11 protein-coding genes and 2 tRNA genes are annotated in these 13,087 nt (G+C 72.6%); 6 read left to right on the plus strand and 7 right to left on the minus strand.

The window, feature by feature from the left end:
- The first annotated feature begins 2 nt into the window (after positions 1–2).
- From AC5WAM_RS21275 to AC5WAM_RS21285, 3 genes are all read left to right on the plus strand, one after another.
- Complete coding sequence (locus AC5WAM_RS21275; RefSeq protein ID WP_495518499.1) at positions 3–875, plus strand: DUF1906 domain-containing protein; 873 nt, start codon at positions 3–5, stop codon at positions 873–875.
- Positions 876–1,058: 183 nt separating this feature from the next.
- Positions 1,059–1,622 carry a SigE family RNA polymerase sigma factor gene (locus tag AC5WAM_RS21280; protein WP_495518500.1) on the plus strand — a complete coding sequence of 188 codons (564 nt, stop codon included), beginning with the start codon at positions 1,059–1,061 and terminating at the stop codon, positions 1,620–1,622.
- 258 nt (positions 1,623–1,880) lie between these two features.
- On the plus strand, positions 1,881–3,530 hold the full coding sequence (locus AC5WAM_RS21285; RefSeq protein WP_495518501.1) for a long-chain fatty acid--CoA ligase: 1,650 nt from the start codon (positions 1,881–1,883) through the stop codon (positions 3,528–3,530).
- Positions 3,531–3,581: 51 nt separating this feature from the next.
- Here AC5WAM_RS21285 and AC5WAM_RS21290 read toward each other — a convergent pair whose 3' ends face one another.
- Positions 3,582–8,162: a PAS domain-containing protein gene (locus AC5WAM_RS21290; RefSeq protein WP_495518502.1), complete on the minus strand. Its 4,581-nt coding sequence runs from the start codon at positions 8,160–8,162 to the stop codon at positions 3,582–3,584.
- A gap of 292 nt (positions 8,163–8,454) precedes the next feature.
- Positions 8,455–8,931, minus strand: a complete 477-nt coding sequence (locus tag AC5WAM_RS21295) for an SSI family serine proteinase inhibitor (RefSeq protein WP_495518503.1) — start codon at positions 8,929–8,931, stop codon at positions 8,455–8,457.
- A 221-nt stretch (positions 8,932–9,152) separates the two neighbouring features.
- Here AC5WAM_RS21295 and AC5WAM_RS21300 point away from each other — a divergent pair.
- Together AC5WAM_RS21300 and AC5WAM_RS21305 are read left to right on the plus strand one after the other, a co-directional pair.
- Positions 9,153–9,244, plus strand: a tRNA-Ser gene (locus AC5WAM_RS21300).
- A 242-nt stretch (positions 9,245–9,486) separates the two neighbouring features.
- A tRNA-Arg gene (locus AC5WAM_RS21305) sits at positions 9,487–9,559 on the plus strand.
- A gap of 102 nt (positions 9,560–9,661) precedes the next feature.
- Here the strand turns inward: AC5WAM_RS21305 and AC5WAM_RS21310 are convergent.
- The 4 genes from AC5WAM_RS21310 to AC5WAM_RS21325 all read right to left on the minus strand — a co-directional run bounded on the left by AC5WAM_RS21310 (position 9,662) and on the right by AC5WAM_RS21325 (position 10,811).
- Entirely contained in the window at positions 9,662–9,835 is a 174-nt protein-coding gene (locus AC5WAM_RS21310; protein WP_495518504.1) for a hypothetical protein, read from the minus strand.
- A gap of 444 nt (positions 9,836–10,279) precedes the next feature.
- Positions 10,280–10,423, minus strand: a complete 144-nt coding sequence (locus AC5WAM_RS21315) for a hypothetical protein (protein WP_495523783.1) — start codon at positions 10,421–10,423, stop codon at positions 10,280–10,282.
- Complete coding sequence (locus tag AC5WAM_RS21320; protein WP_495518505.1) at positions 10,399–10,644, minus strand: DUF7848 domain-containing protein; 246 nt, start codon at positions 10,642–10,644, stop codon at positions 10,399–10,401. The genes AC5WAM_RS21315 and AC5WAM_RS21320 overlap by 25 nt, the downstream gene beginning before the upstream one ends.
- On the minus strand, positions 10,632–10,811 hold the full coding sequence (locus AC5WAM_RS21325) for a hypothetical protein (RefSeq protein WP_495523784.1): 180 nt from the start codon (positions 10,809–10,811) through the stop codon (positions 10,632–10,634). The genes AC5WAM_RS21320 and AC5WAM_RS21325 overlap by 13 nt, the downstream gene beginning before the upstream one ends.
- A gap of 240 nt (positions 10,812–11,051) precedes the next feature.
- Here AC5WAM_RS21325 and AC5WAM_RS21330 point away from each other — a divergent pair, with 240 nt between their 5' ends.
- Positions 11,052–12,392 (plus strand): NsdA family TPR-like regulatory protein, encoded by a 1,341-nt coding sequence (locus AC5WAM_RS21330; protein ID WP_495518506.1) that lies wholly within the window; start codon positions 11,052–11,054, stop codon positions 12,390–12,392.
- Here AC5WAM_RS21330 and AC5WAM_RS21335 read toward each other — a convergent pair.
- Positions 12,370–12,903, minus strand: a complete 534-nt coding sequence (locus AC5WAM_RS21335) for an NUDIX hydrolase (protein ID WP_495518507.1) — start codon at positions 12,901–12,903, stop codon at positions 12,370–12,372. The genes AC5WAM_RS21330 and AC5WAM_RS21335 overlap by 23 nt on opposite strands.
- Positions 12,904–13,087 lie beyond the last annotated feature (184 nt).

Below are 13,087 nucleotides of genomic sequence, written 5' to 3' on the forward strand. Positions count from 1 at the left end.
GTATGCGCCACCGGAAGAAGATCACTGGCCTCGTCCTCGCCCTCGCCCTGGCGACGCTGGCCCTGGACACCTCGGGCCCGCCCGGGGGTTCGGGGCCCGCGCGCCCGGCGGTCCTCGGGGGACCGACGGGCCCGGACCGGTATGCGGCGGCGGCCGGGCTTGGGGTCTTCGACGGCCGGGCCTTCGATACCTGTCTGACGCCGTCGGCCGACACCATGCGGCGCTGGCTCGACTCGCCGTACCGCGCGGTGGGCGTCTACTACGCCGGGCGCGGCCGGGCCTGTCAGGACCAGTCGCAGCTGAGCCGCGCCTGGCTGTCGGCGGTCGACGAGATGGGCTGGGGCGTCCTTCCGGTGTACGTCGGCTCGCAGTCCCCTTGCGTACGGGCGGAGAACAAGCAGCACGTCCGCATCGGAAGCGAGCCCGGGCCCCAGGGCACCCGGGAGGGACACGACGCGGTGCTCCGGGCCGCGGCGCTCGGCATCGGGCCGGACAGTCCGCTCTACCTGGACATGGAGGCGTATGCGTACCAGAACGGGAAATGCGCAACGGCCACGCTCGCTTTCGTACGGGCCTGGAGCCGCGAAGTGCGCAGCCACGGCTACGTACCGGGCTTCTACAGCAGTGCCGATTCCGGCGTAGCGCACCTGGAGTCGGCGCGCCGGGCGGGCGTCGACGACCTGCCGTCGATCATGTGGTTCGCCCGCTGGAACAACCGGCCCGACCTGTACGGCGAGCAGGGACTTCCCTGGTACGCCTGGCATCCGGAGCGCCGGATCCATCAGTACGCGGGCAACGTCACGGAGCGGTACGGCGGGCGCACCCTGCAGATCGATCGCAACCTGGTGCACGCGCCGGTGGCCCTGCTGGAGTGAGCGGTGTGCGGAGCCGAGTGGGCAAGCGGTTTCCGGTTCCTCAGGGTCGAACCCTCAGGGGTGTGCTCCTTCTCCTCCACCTTCAGGAGGTGAGGCCACCTCCCCTCGTACAACCTGAGGCGGACACGGCTTCGGGACCTGCGGCCGATCCGCAGATGTAGGGGGCGCTTCTAGCGTGGAGCCATGACCGCATCCATGGTGTCCGTGTGCACCAGCGCATCGAAGGCCGCGACGCGGGGCGCGGGTCCTTCCGCCTACCCGTCGTTCGCCTCGTACGTCCGGGCCCGCCAGCCCGTGCTGCTGCGCACCGCCCGCTCGCTGACGGCGAACCCGAGCGACGCCGAGGACCTGCTGCAGACGGCCCTGACCAAGACCTATGTGGCCTGGGACCGGATCGAGGACCACCGGGCGCTCGACGGGTACGTGCGCCGGGCCCTGTTGAACACGCGCACGTCGCAGTGGCGCAAGCGCAAGGTCGACGAGTTCGCCTGTGACGAGCTGCCCGAGCCGGAGAGCGTGCCGGCCGGTGACCCCGCCGAGCAGCAGGCGCTGCACGACGCGATGTGGCGCGCGATCATGAAGCTGCCGGCGCGGCAGCGGGCCATGGTCGTCCTGCGGTACTACGAGGACCTGAGCGAGGCCCAGACGGCCGAGGTGCTCGGGGTGTCCATCGGCACGGTCAAGAGCGCGGTGTCGCGGGCGCTCGGCAAGCTCCGCGAGGACCCGGAGCTGACGCCGGTCCGCTGAGCGACCGGCCAGCCGACCAGCCAGTCGACCAGCCCGCCAGGCCGCTGGCCGACCAGCCAGCCGGTCGGCCGGTCGGCCGTTCCGGAGGCGTGTCGTCCGGCCCGGGCGCCGGGCGGGTGGCGGTCGTAGCTCAATTTGCGTTCTTGTGCGCTCGCGGTAGTGACATACCGCTCGGTATGCGGCGAGAATCTGGGGCTACCGCCAGGTAGAGCGCCGGGAGCACCCGGCCGCCTGCCGCCCGCCGACCGGGAGGACGCCGTGCTGAGCACCATGCAGGACGTACCGCTGACCGTGACCCGCATCCTCAACCACGGCATGACCGTGCACGGGACATCGCAGGTCACCACCTGGACCGGCGACGGGGCGCCACAGCGCCGCAGCTTCCGGGAGATCGGCGCCCGCGCCGCCCAGCTCGCCCACGCCCTGCGCGAGGAGCTCGGGGTCAGCGACGACGAACGCGTCGCGACCTTCATGTGGAACAACACCGAGCACGTCGAGGCCTACTTCGCCGTGCCGTGCATGGGTGCCGTCCTGCACACGCTCAACCTGCGGCTGCCCGCCGAGCAGCTCACCTGGATCGTCGGCCACGCGGCGGACCGCGTCATCATCGTCAACGGCTCCCTGCTCGGCCTGATCGCGCCGCTGCTCGACCGGATGCCGACCGTCGAGCACCTCGTCGTCTCCGGCCCCGGCGACCGCGCCCTCCTCGACGGCGCGCGGGCCCAGGTCCACGAGTACGAGGAGCTGATCGCGGACAGGCCGACCGGCTACGACTGGCCCGAGCTCGACGAACGCCGGGCCGCCGCCATGTGCTACACCTCCGGCACCACCGGCGACCCCAAGGGCGTCGTCTACTCCCACCGCTCCATCTATCTGCACTCCATGCAGGTCAACATGGCCCAGTCCATGGGCCTCACGGACGCCGACACCACCCTCGTCGTCGTACCGCAGTTCCACGTCAACGCCTGGGGGCTGCCGCACGCGACGTTCATGACGGGCGTCGGCATGCTGATGCCGGACCGCTTCCTCCAGCCCGCGCCGCTCGCCGAGATGATCGAGAGCGAGCGCCCCTCGCACGCCGCGGCCGTGCCCACCATCTGGCAGGGCCTGCTCGCCGAACTCACCGCGAAGCCCCGCGACGTGAGCTGTCTGCACCAGGTCACCATCGGCGGCGCGGCGTGTCCGACGTCCCTGATGGAGGCCTTCGACCGGCTCGGGGTGCGCGTCTGCCACGCCTGGGGCATGACGGAGACCTCCCCGCTCGGCACGGTCGCGCGGCCGCCCGCGCACGCCGTGGGCACCGACCAGGAGCTGTCCTACCGCCTCACCCAGGGCCGCTTCCCGGCCGGGGTCGAGGGCCGCCTCGTCGGCCCCGACGGCAGCCACCTCCCCTGGGACGGCGAGTCCGCGGGCGAACTGGAGGTCCGCGGCCCCTGGATCGCGGGCTCCTACTACGGCGGCGCGGGCGGCGAGGATGTCCGGCCCGAGGACAAGTTCAGCGCCGACGGCTGGCTCAAGACCGGGGACGTCGGCGTCATCTCCGCCGACGGCTTCCTGACCCTCACCGACCGGGCGAAGGACGTCATCAAGTCCGGCGGGGAGTGGATCTCCTCCGTCGAGCTGGAGAACGCCCTGATGTCCCACCCCGACGTCGCCGAGGCGGCCGTCGTCGCCGTCCCCGACGAGAAGTGGGGCGAGCGCCCCCTGGCCACCGTCGTCCTCAAGGAGGAGGCGACCGCCGACTACGCCGCCCTGCGCGATTTCCTCGCCACCCGCGTGGCCAAGTGGCAGCTCCCCGAGCGCTGGGCCCTCGTCGCCGCCGTCCCCAAGACGAGCGTCGGCAAGTTCGACAAGAAGGTGCTGCGCAGGCAGTACGCGGCCGGAGAGCTGGACGTGACCCGGGTCTGAGAACCCGTCCCCCTGCCGCCCCTGCTGTTCCCTCCGGCCCCTGCCGTCCGCTCAGTTCGTGCCGATCTTCGCCAGCAGGTCGACGATCCGGGTCTGTACCTCGCTGCTCGTGGAGCGTTCGGCGAGGAACAGGACGGTCTCGCCCGCCGCGAGCTTCGGCAGGTCGGTCTCGTCGACGGCGGCGGTGTAGACGACCAGCGGCGTGCGGTTCAGCTGGCCGTTGGCGCGCAGCCAGTCGATGATTCCGGCCCGCCGGCGGCGTACCTGGTGGAGGTCCATGACCACCAGGTTCGGCCGGGTCTGGGCGGCGAGCGTCACCGCGTCGGCGTCGCTCTCGGCCCGTGCGACCTGCATGCCGCGCCGCTCCAGGGTCGCGGTCAGGGCGAGGGCGATCTCCTCGTGCTCCTCGATGAGCAGGACCCGCGGCGGGTGCTGCTCGCTGTCGCGCGGCGCGAGGGCCTTGAGGAGCACGGCGGGGTCGGCGCCGTACGCCGCCTCGCGGGAGGCCTGGCCGAGCCCGGCCGTGACGAGCACGGGCACCTCGGCGGCGACGGCGGCCTGGCGCAGCGACTGCAGCGCGGTGCGCGTGATCGGGCCGGTGAGCGGGTCCACGAAGAGGGCCGCGGGGAACGCGGCGATCTGCGCGTCGACCTCCTCGCGCGAGTGCACGATGACGGGCCGGTAGCCGCGGTCGCTCAGCGCCTGCTGCGTGGTGACGTCGGGCGCGGGCCAGACGAGCAGCCTGCGCGGGTTGTCCAGCGGCTCGGGCGGCAACTCGTCGTCCATGGGCCGCGGCTGGGGCCGGTTCGTCACCTCGACGGCGCCACCGGGGCCGTCCAGCGGCTCGGGGCCCTCGGCGGCGTTCTCGTCCGGTGCGCCGATCGCGTACGAGCGTCCGGTGCCCTCGGTGCCCGGCGAGAGCCGGGGCTGCGGCTGCTGCTTGGGGTGCGGCGGCGCCTGCGGGTGCGGGCGGGCCGCGTTCTCCGGGCGCTCCTCGGCGCCGGGCTCGGGCGGCGTCGCCAGCTTGCGGCGGCGCCCCGAACCCCCCTGCGCGGCCTGAGCGGGCTGCGCGGGGCCGTGCGGCGGCTGGGCCTGCGGCTGGGCCTGCGGCTGTACGGGCGGCTGCGGCTGGCGGCCGAAGGGCACGCCCTGGCCCAGCGTGCGCACGCTGATCGCGCGCCCCTGCGTCGAGTTCGGGTCGACGGGCGCGGCCTCGGCGGGCAGCGGCTGCGCGGCACGCGCGCGTGGGTCACGTTCCGGCGGCAGGGCGGCGCCCTGGGCGGGCGTCGCTCCGGCGTGCGGAACGGCGTGCGGGGCCTGGGGGGCGGCCGCGGCCTGCGGGGCGGCCTGCGGCGGCAGGGCTGTCGACGGCGTGCCGCCGGCGGGGGTGCCCTCGGCGGGCATCGCGCCGGTCGGGACGCCCGCCGCCGGGGTGCCTGCCGCCGGGGGGCCCGTGACGGGCATGCCCTGGGGCGGAGTCGCACCGCCCGTGGGGCCGGCCGTCGGCGGGGCCTGCCGCGCGCGCCTGCGCCCGGTCGGGGCCTGCGGCTGCGCCTGGGCGGGCAGTGACGGGGGCTGCGTCGGGTGCGGCTGCGGCGGGGTGTGGTCGGCGGTGGGGTCCTGCGGCGCCACGGCGTGCTGCCCCGTGTCGTCCTGCCTTGCGTCGTCCTGCCTCGTGTCGCCCTGCCCCACGGGGACGCCTCCCGGCGCGGGAGCGGGCATGGCGCCCCGCGCCACGGCGCCCCGGGCCGGAGCGGGCACGCGGCCCTGCGCGGGCACTCCGCCGCGCGCGGCGGGCTGCATTCCGGCCTGCATTCCGGCCTGTACGCCCGCCGGGACGCTCACCGAGGCGCCGACCTGCGCGGCCCCCGCCTCCGTGGCGACCGCGCCGCGCGCGTCCTGCCCGGCACCGGCGGGGCGCGCACCGGCGAGCTGCCGCGCATTGCCCTGCACCGGCTGTCCGGCGGCCTGCCCGGAGCCCTGCCCGGCGGCCGGACCGGCGTCCTGCCCGGTGACCTGCTCGGCGCCGACCAGCGCTCCGCCGCCCTCCTCGCGGTCCGCCTCGGCCGGAGGCAGCGCGAACACCCGGCTGTTGGAGGCCTCTTCCGCCGCGGCCCGCTCCCGGGCCGCCGCCAGCGCGCGCCGGGCGCGACGGCCGCCGGGGCGCGGGGCGTCGGGGTCGTCGCCCTGCCCGTCCCCGGTCTCCGGAGCGGCCCCGGTCCCCGACGGCAACGCCAGCGCGTGCGACTCGCCCGCGCTCCGGGCACGCCGCCCCGAAGGCCCGCCGTCGCCCTGCGGCGGCACCGCCTGGGACGGCACTCCCTGAGGGGGCACGGTCTCGCCGAGCGCCGCGGAACCGGCGGCGTGCTCGGCCGCCGTCATCACGGCCCCCTCGGCGGGGCTCGGCCGTCCCCGGCGCCGACCGGTGCCTCCCGACGTACCGCCGGAGGTGTCACCGGACGCACCGGACACACCGAACGCACCGTGTACTCCAGGCGCACCAGCCGCACCGGCCCCCGTGTCGCCGGGCGCGACCGGGACGGCTTCCGCCGGGCCGTGCGCCACGGCACGCCGCCTGCGCCGTCCGGTACCACCGGGACCGGGACCGGCCTCGGCGGCGGGTCCGGCGGCACCAGGTCCCGTACCAGGACCGACACCCGTACGCATACCCGCGCCCGGACCGGAGTCGGCGCCCCCGGGGACCCCGGCCCCCGCGGTGTCACCGGAACCCGCCTCCCCGGGAAGGCCGCTGTCCAGGAAGGAGTCCACCGAGGAGCGCCGCGCGCGCCGACGGCCGCCCCCGGCGGGAGCGCCCGCCTGCTCGGGCAGCGCGACACCGGCACCCGCCGTGTCGCCGCCCTGCGCGGGGCCCGCGGCGACGGCCGGAGCCGGTCGCGGGGCCACCTCGACGGACGCCCCGGGAGCGACGGACGCCCCGGCGGCGGAGGCCGCCGCGGCGCCGTCCCCGACCGGCACTTCGAGTACGTACGCGCTGCCGCCCGTGCCCGGCACCTCATGCGTCTGGAGCACGCCGCCGTGGGCCCGCACGATGCCCTGTACGACGGGTTCGTGGACGGGGTCCCCGCCGGTGTAGGGCCCGCGCACCTCGATGCGGACGACCTCGCCGCGCTGGGCCGCGGCGACGACGACGGTGGAGTCGACGTACCCGGCCGCGGCCTCGGGACCGCCCGAAACCACGGCTCCCGCGCGCGTGTTGCCGGTGGCGTCGATTCCGGCCACGTCGGCGATCAGGTGCGCGAGGGCCGTCGCGAGCCGGTGCGCGTCCACGTGGACGCGCACCGGCGGCGCGTGCACGGCGAACTGGGCGCGGCCGGGCCCGATCAGCTCGACGGCCCCGTCGACGCCCGCCGCGACGACGGCGTCCAGCGGCACGACCGTACGGACCAGTTCCTCGGCGCCCGCCTCCAGGCGCTGGAAGCCCAGGACGTTGTCCACCAGGGTCGTCATGCGCGCGTACCCGGCCGACAGGTGGTGGAGCACCTGGTTGGCCTCCGGCCAGAGCTGGCCCGCGTCGTCGGCGGCCAGCGCGGCCAGTTCGCGGCGCATCTCGTCGAGCGGCCCGCGCAGGGACCGGTCGAGGACGGCGACGAGCTGCCGGTGCCGGGCGTCGAGGGCGTCGTAGCGCTCCTGCTCCTGCTCGGCGAACGCCTCGAAGCGGTCCTTCTCGCGCTCGGCGAGCGCCGCGTACCGCTCCTGTTCGGCCGCGAGTTCCTCCGCGCGGCGCTCGGCGGCCTCGCGCAGCTCCTCGGCGTGCTGGGCGAGCGCCGCCTCGTGCTTCTCCGCGAGCGCGTCGTACGGCCGCCGGTCGGTGAAGGTCATGACCGCGCCGACGAGCTGGTCGCCGTCGCGCACGGGTGCCGTCGTCAGGTCGACCGCGACCTTCTCGCCGCTCTTGGCCCACAGGACCTGGCCGCGCACGCGGTGCTTGCGGCCGGAGCGCAGCGTGTCCGCGAGCGGCGACTCCTCGTACGGGAACGGCTCGCCGTCGGCGCGCGAGTGCAGGACCAGCGGGTGCAGTTCCTGCCCGCCGAGGTCGCTGGCGCGAAAGCCGAGTATCTGGGCGGCGGCGGGGTTGACCAGGACGACGCGGCCGTCGGTGTCCGTGCCGACGACGCCCTCGGCGGCGGCCCGCAGGATCATCTCGGTCTGCCGCTGCGAACGCGCCAGCTCGGCTTCCGTGTTGAGCGCGCCGGACAGGTCACGGACGACGATCATCAGCATCTCGTCGCCGCTGTAACCGCTGTAGCCGCCGTGGCCGTAGCGCTCGTCGTAGGCGTTCCTGCTGTCCGCGAGGCTGGAGCTGGTGACCTCGACCGGGAACTCGTAGCCGTCCGTCCGGCGGGCGATCATCCGCTTCGGCTTGGTCCGTCCGCGTTCGTCCGTACTGTCCGGACGGCGCATGGAGCCGGGAATCAGCCGGGAGTCGAACTCCGGCAGCAGATCGAGCAGTCCGCGCCCCACGAGCGCGGTGCCGGGCGCCTCGAAGGCCTCGAGCGCGATGGCGTTCGCGTTCACGACGGTCCCGTTGGCGTTGACCAGCACCAGCGCGTCCGGGAGCGCGTCGAGTATGGCTGCGAGGCGAGCAGCGCCTCGGGATGGCCTGCTGCTCACGACGACGCTTCCTCCCTGGTTACCGCACCTTGCCGACCGCCCAGGCCATCTTGCCCCGCGGCCCGCGGCATGTCACGGGAGGGAAGTCTACGGGGAGCGGTTGCGGGCGCGACGCCGGATGAGAGGGAGTGAGAGGGAGACTGCACGCAGAAGCTGTGAGGGCTTCGGTCCTGCCTGGTCACGGCAGGGGCGTGCGGCGCACTTCACCACGGCACTTCTCCGCGCTTCACGGCATTTCGTGGAACTTCACGGAACTTCGGAAAGTACGCCGCCACGCGCGCGTGGCGGACCGTTACGCGCCGGTGGAGGGCAGGACCGGAACCAGGGTGTTCCACCGCGAGATCTGGCAGCCGTCGGTCCTCTTGAAGGAGGCGTCGACGGGCCGCCCCTGCCAGGTGCCCGTCACACGGGCGGTCTGCGGGCCGCCGTACACCTGGGTGCACATGGCGTCGCGCGCCACCGGCCGGAAGGGGTCGGTGCCCTCGGCCGCGAGCCCGTCCAGGCGCGCGCACGCGTCGGCGGGCGCCGGGTGACTGCCCGCGGCCGGGCCGCATTCCAGCGCGTACGTCGTGCCCGGCGTTCCGTCGTTCTCGGAGTACGTGACCTCGAGGTGGTCGCGGGTGACGAGGCCCAGGTGATCCCGGGCGATCAGGTCGGCGGGGGCCGCGGCGGCGGACGGCGCCGCGAGGGCGGCGAAGGAGGCGGCGACGGTCGTGACGGTGGTCGCGACGGCGGTGAGGAAGGGGCGGCGTTCGCTGAAGGTCTTCACGGAGGCTCTCCCGGGGTGTGCGGATTCCAGCTCGCGCCCGCCGGTGGGGCGGGCGCCTACCGCCTCCTCTAACGCCCCTGGCCGTGCCGCGTTGCGGGGGCCTCGGACGCTTTGCTCTTCGACCCGCGCGACTAGTACCGTGGAAGCCGCGATTGGTGGCGCGGCCCCTGGCTGTGTCATCATCTGCACGCACACCCGCGCTCGCGGGGGTGCATCAGGTTGGAGGCGTCGCCTAGTCCGGTCTATGGCGCCGCACTGCTAATGCGGTTTCGGGGTAACCCCCTGATCGAGGGTTCAAATCCCTCCGCCTCCGCACATGAGCTGAAGCCCCGGTCCACTGGACCGGGGCTTCAGTGCTTCCTGAGCTTCCCGAGCGCTTCCCACCACCGCTCCCGGCCGGCCCCGCCCCCGCCCCGCCCCCCACCCGCGGGAACGTTTTCGCAGGTCACAAGGGGTGGGGCCAATGGATTTCACATGGCGGCGGCAGTCATGTAATGTTCTTCCTGTCGCCGCGAGCGGGCCGAAAGGACCGGGAGTGAGACAAAAACAAAACAAGCACTCGTAGCTTAACGGATAGAGCATCTGACTACGGATCAGAAGGTTGCAGGTTCGAATCCTGCCGAGTGCACAGCAGACCAGAGGCCCTGTGGAGAGATCCACAGGGCCTCTGGCTTTTGTCGTGACGGCAGTGATTGACGGCAACGGGCTTTCCGGATGGACGGGGGTCCGCTCAGACGGCCACGGGGGCGCCCGCCGCGCCGTCGTCGCCGTCCGGACCGTTGCCGTTGCCTCTCAGGGCCTCCCCGACGCGGTCGAAGGCGGACCGCTGGGAGTCCAGCCGGACGAACGTGAAGATGTCCATCGTCAGGCGGATGGAGCGGTAGCCAAGGACCTCCATGATCATTCGAGCATTGGGCGCCCTGCTCGCATCCGGACCTTCCTCGTGAAGACGGCTGCCAAGCCGCTCACGGCCAAGGAGGGTCGTCAGCTCCTGGTGGCGGCCCGGGACGACCGGCTATGAGCTGCGTACGAGCCGGCCGTGCGGATCGGCCTACGCCGGGGTGAGCTGCCGGGGCCGCGCCGGTCGGACGAGGATCTCCACGAAGGCGTCCTCACCGTCCGGCAGGCCTTGCAGCGAGGCGGCGGTGAGCCGCTGATCGTCACGCCCAAGACGCAGCGCTCGGCCTGTCGCGTGGCGCTGCCGCCCGAGTGCGGGACGGCGCTCCGTGCTCAGCGGGCCCAGCAGATCGCTGACAGGAAGGCCGCGGGCACGAGCTGGACGGGGACGGGGCACAGCCTCGTCTCCACCAGAGCACTTTGACTGGCTCTTTCCGGCAGGGACGGGATTTCAGGGAAGGGGCGGGCTCGACGCCAGCGCGGAGCCGATGACCAGGCCGCACAAGCCGGAAGCGATGAAGATCATCAGAAGGTCGGCGGAGCTGCCGAGCCTGCGGACACCCATGCGCGTCAGGCTCGCTGCCAGGTCCGCCACGGCCTCGTGATGACCTCGCGATAGGTGTGGTGTGACGGATGCTTGCCACAGTGCTCCAGAACCCACTGCTGAGGCTCGGCGAAGTCCTCGCTGGCTGGTGACGTCTCGCCGTCCACGGCGCACTGCATGGCGTACGTGGTGGGCTCCGCGTCAGGCTCACGGTCAGGTTCGAGGGTCCACCTCTCGTACCGCAGCACGGCCCGCGGGCTCACCGTCGCCACCGCCCGTTCGCCACGGCCACCTTGGCGCTCAGCTCCTCGGCCTGAGTGGGAGTCCGGAGTGCCTCAGGCGGGACGTCCCACTCCGTCCCGCCCTTGGGCAGCCGCAGCTGCACGTACGGGCCCTCGTGGCCCATGACCACACCCACCCGGTTACTGCGTTTGTCCACCGACAGGTCCCCCACAGCCGGTAGAGCCGATTTGTCGGTCACTTCCGCCTCCTCCTTGCCGCAGGAACGAACCGGGGCGAGGAGCGACCGCTCGATGCGCAGTCGACGCCTGCTCGCTCTCCACGCTGAAAGCATCGCGAGGTCGACAACTCCGCAGAAAGGCCAGGGTGATTACCCAACCTGAGTAACATCACGGCTGGTGACACGCAGCAACGTTGGGTAGCCCGTGGGAGCTTCGCGATGACCGAGCAGTCCCGACCGCAGGAGCTTCCCGCCAGGCTGCTCACCGACCCTGAGATGATCGAGGCCTGCCGGGCCCGGGACATCTCCCGAGTCTTCCGGCTGGTGAAGGTCAAGGCAGGCATCTACCCGTCGATGATCGGCAAGCGATGCGGACTGACGCCGAGCCGCGTGGGCGAAGTCATGGCTGGACGACGTCAGTTGCAGCACATGGATGTCATCGAGCGCATCTCAGACGGTTTGCGCATCCCAGGCCACATGCTTGGCCTCGCCCGGCGGTCCTGGGAGACGCCGCAGGCCCTGGACGTCGTCGAGCGGGAGGCCTTCCGGGAGCAGGGGCCGACGCAGCAGGCGCCCGCTTCACTGCCGGGGCCGGACGTGGACAGCATCCTGGCGCTCGCCACCTGCACCAGCCTCAGCGCGGCCACCCTCGAAGCGTTTCGGTCGTCCATCGAGGACTACTGGCGCCGTGACGACCAACACGGCGGTGAGGCCCTGAGGCCAGCCATCGTCGGCCAGCTGCGATACGTGGTCGGGCTTCTGAAGGAGAGCCGACCGTCGTCCATCCAGAACGGACTGTACGGAGTCGCGGCCGAACTGGCGCGCCTCACCGGCTGGACCTACTTCGACGCCCGCCAGTACAGCCAGGCACGCGCGTACTTCACCGAGGCCCTGCAACTGGCAAAGGAGATCGACGACCGTCAGTTCATGGCCAACGTCCTGGCTTGCATGAGCTTGCAGGCGACCTACCAGGACAAGCCCGCGGACTCCTTGGCGTTCGTGAGCGCGGCCCAGGACCAGGCCCGATCGGCACTCGGGACGACGCCCCGCGTCCTGGCGATGCTGTCCATGCGGGAAGCCTTCGCGCACGCCAGCCTCGGCAACAGGGACTCGACCCACCGGGCGATCGGCGACGCGCACCGCCACTTCGAGCAGATCCAGGCGGCCGACCCCGACCCCTCGTGGGTGACCTACTTCGACGAGCCGAAGCTCATAGTGGACACGGGCATCGCTCACGGCCGCTTGGGCGAGGCCGCGATGGCTGAACCCTTGATCACGGAAGCTCTGAGGCGGGAGGAGCGCACCAACCACCGCGGCCGCGCATTCCACTCGTTCTGGTTGGCGCGCACGCAGTTGGACCAGGGCAAGCTGGATCAGGCATGCCAGACCGCCACGCAGGCGTTGGAGCCCGCATCGGCGGTGGCGTCCGAGCGGGTCTCGGGCCACCTCAGGGAGTTCTACGACGAGTTGGCCCCGCACAGGCATGAGCCCGTAGCCCTGGTCTTCGAGGCGCGGCTACGGGCGCTCCTCCCGCTGGTCAGCGGATCGATTCGTCCATGAGCAGGTACAGGAGACCGACGAGCGAACCACTGCTCAGGATCTCCCGACGGTCGATCATGCCCCGCACCTCCGAGAGGGGAATCCACTCGATGCGGTCGGACTCGTTCTTCTCCGTGGGCGGTCCGTCGTAGGTCGCGCCGTCCACGCGGAAAACGTGGTGCTGCGAGTCCGTGATCCCGTTAGCGGGCTCGGCGTAGATCAGAGGCTTGATGGGGCCGGGGCGGTAGCCCGTCTCCTCCAACACCTCACGAGCCGCAGCCTGTTCGGGCGTCTCGCCTTCCTCTACCAGGCCCATCGGGAGTTCCCAGGCCCACGAGTTGGTGATGAAGCGGTGCCGCCACATCATCAGGACCTCTTGGCGATCATTGACCACGGCGGCCACGGCCAAGTGCCGGAGGCGGACGACGTGGTACTCCCACCTGCGCCCGTCAGGCTGCTGGACGTCGACCAGGCACAGGTTCACCCACTTGTTGGTGTAGACCTGTCGCTCGCCATGGGTCTTCCACTCCATACCTGCGGCCCCTCTCGGTCGGCCTCCAGGATCTCAGACCGGCCGAGAGTTCTAGATGGTTTCGCGTCACTGTGACGAGATGGATCGTGATTCGTTGAGGCACGGTACGGCCGCGTCACGGAGGAACGCGCCCCGCTGGCTCCAGCGGGCTGCCGCGTGGCCTGTGCTGTAGAGCTCCGAAGTG

The sequence above is a fragment of the Streptomyces sp. JLYT201 genome, assembly GCF_059448825.1.

What these genes read in the sequence shown, in the direction of transcription:
- AC5WAM_RS21275 (WP_495518499.1), top strand. Translation starts at nt 3, where the DNA reads ATGCGCCACCGGAAGAAGATCACTGGCCTCGTCCTCGCCCTCGCCCTG.
- AC5WAM_RS21280 (WP_495518500.1), top strand. Translation starts at nt 1,059, where the DNA reads ATGACCGCATCCATGGTGTCCGTGTGCACCAGCGCATCGAAGGCCGCG.
- AC5WAM_RS21310 (WP_495518504.1), bottom strand. Translation starts at nt 9,835, where the DNA reads ATGATCATGGAGGTCCTTGGCTACCGCTCCATCCGCCTGACGATGGAC.
- AC5WAM_RS21330 (WP_495518506.1), top strand. Translation starts at nt 11,052, where the DNA reads ATGACCGAGCAGTCCCGACCGCAGGAGCTTCCCGCCAGGCTGCTCACC.
- AC5WAM_RS21335 (WP_495518507.1), bottom strand. Translation starts at nt 12,903, where the DNA reads ATGGAGTGGAAGACCCATGGCGAGCGACAGGTCTACACCAACAAGTGG.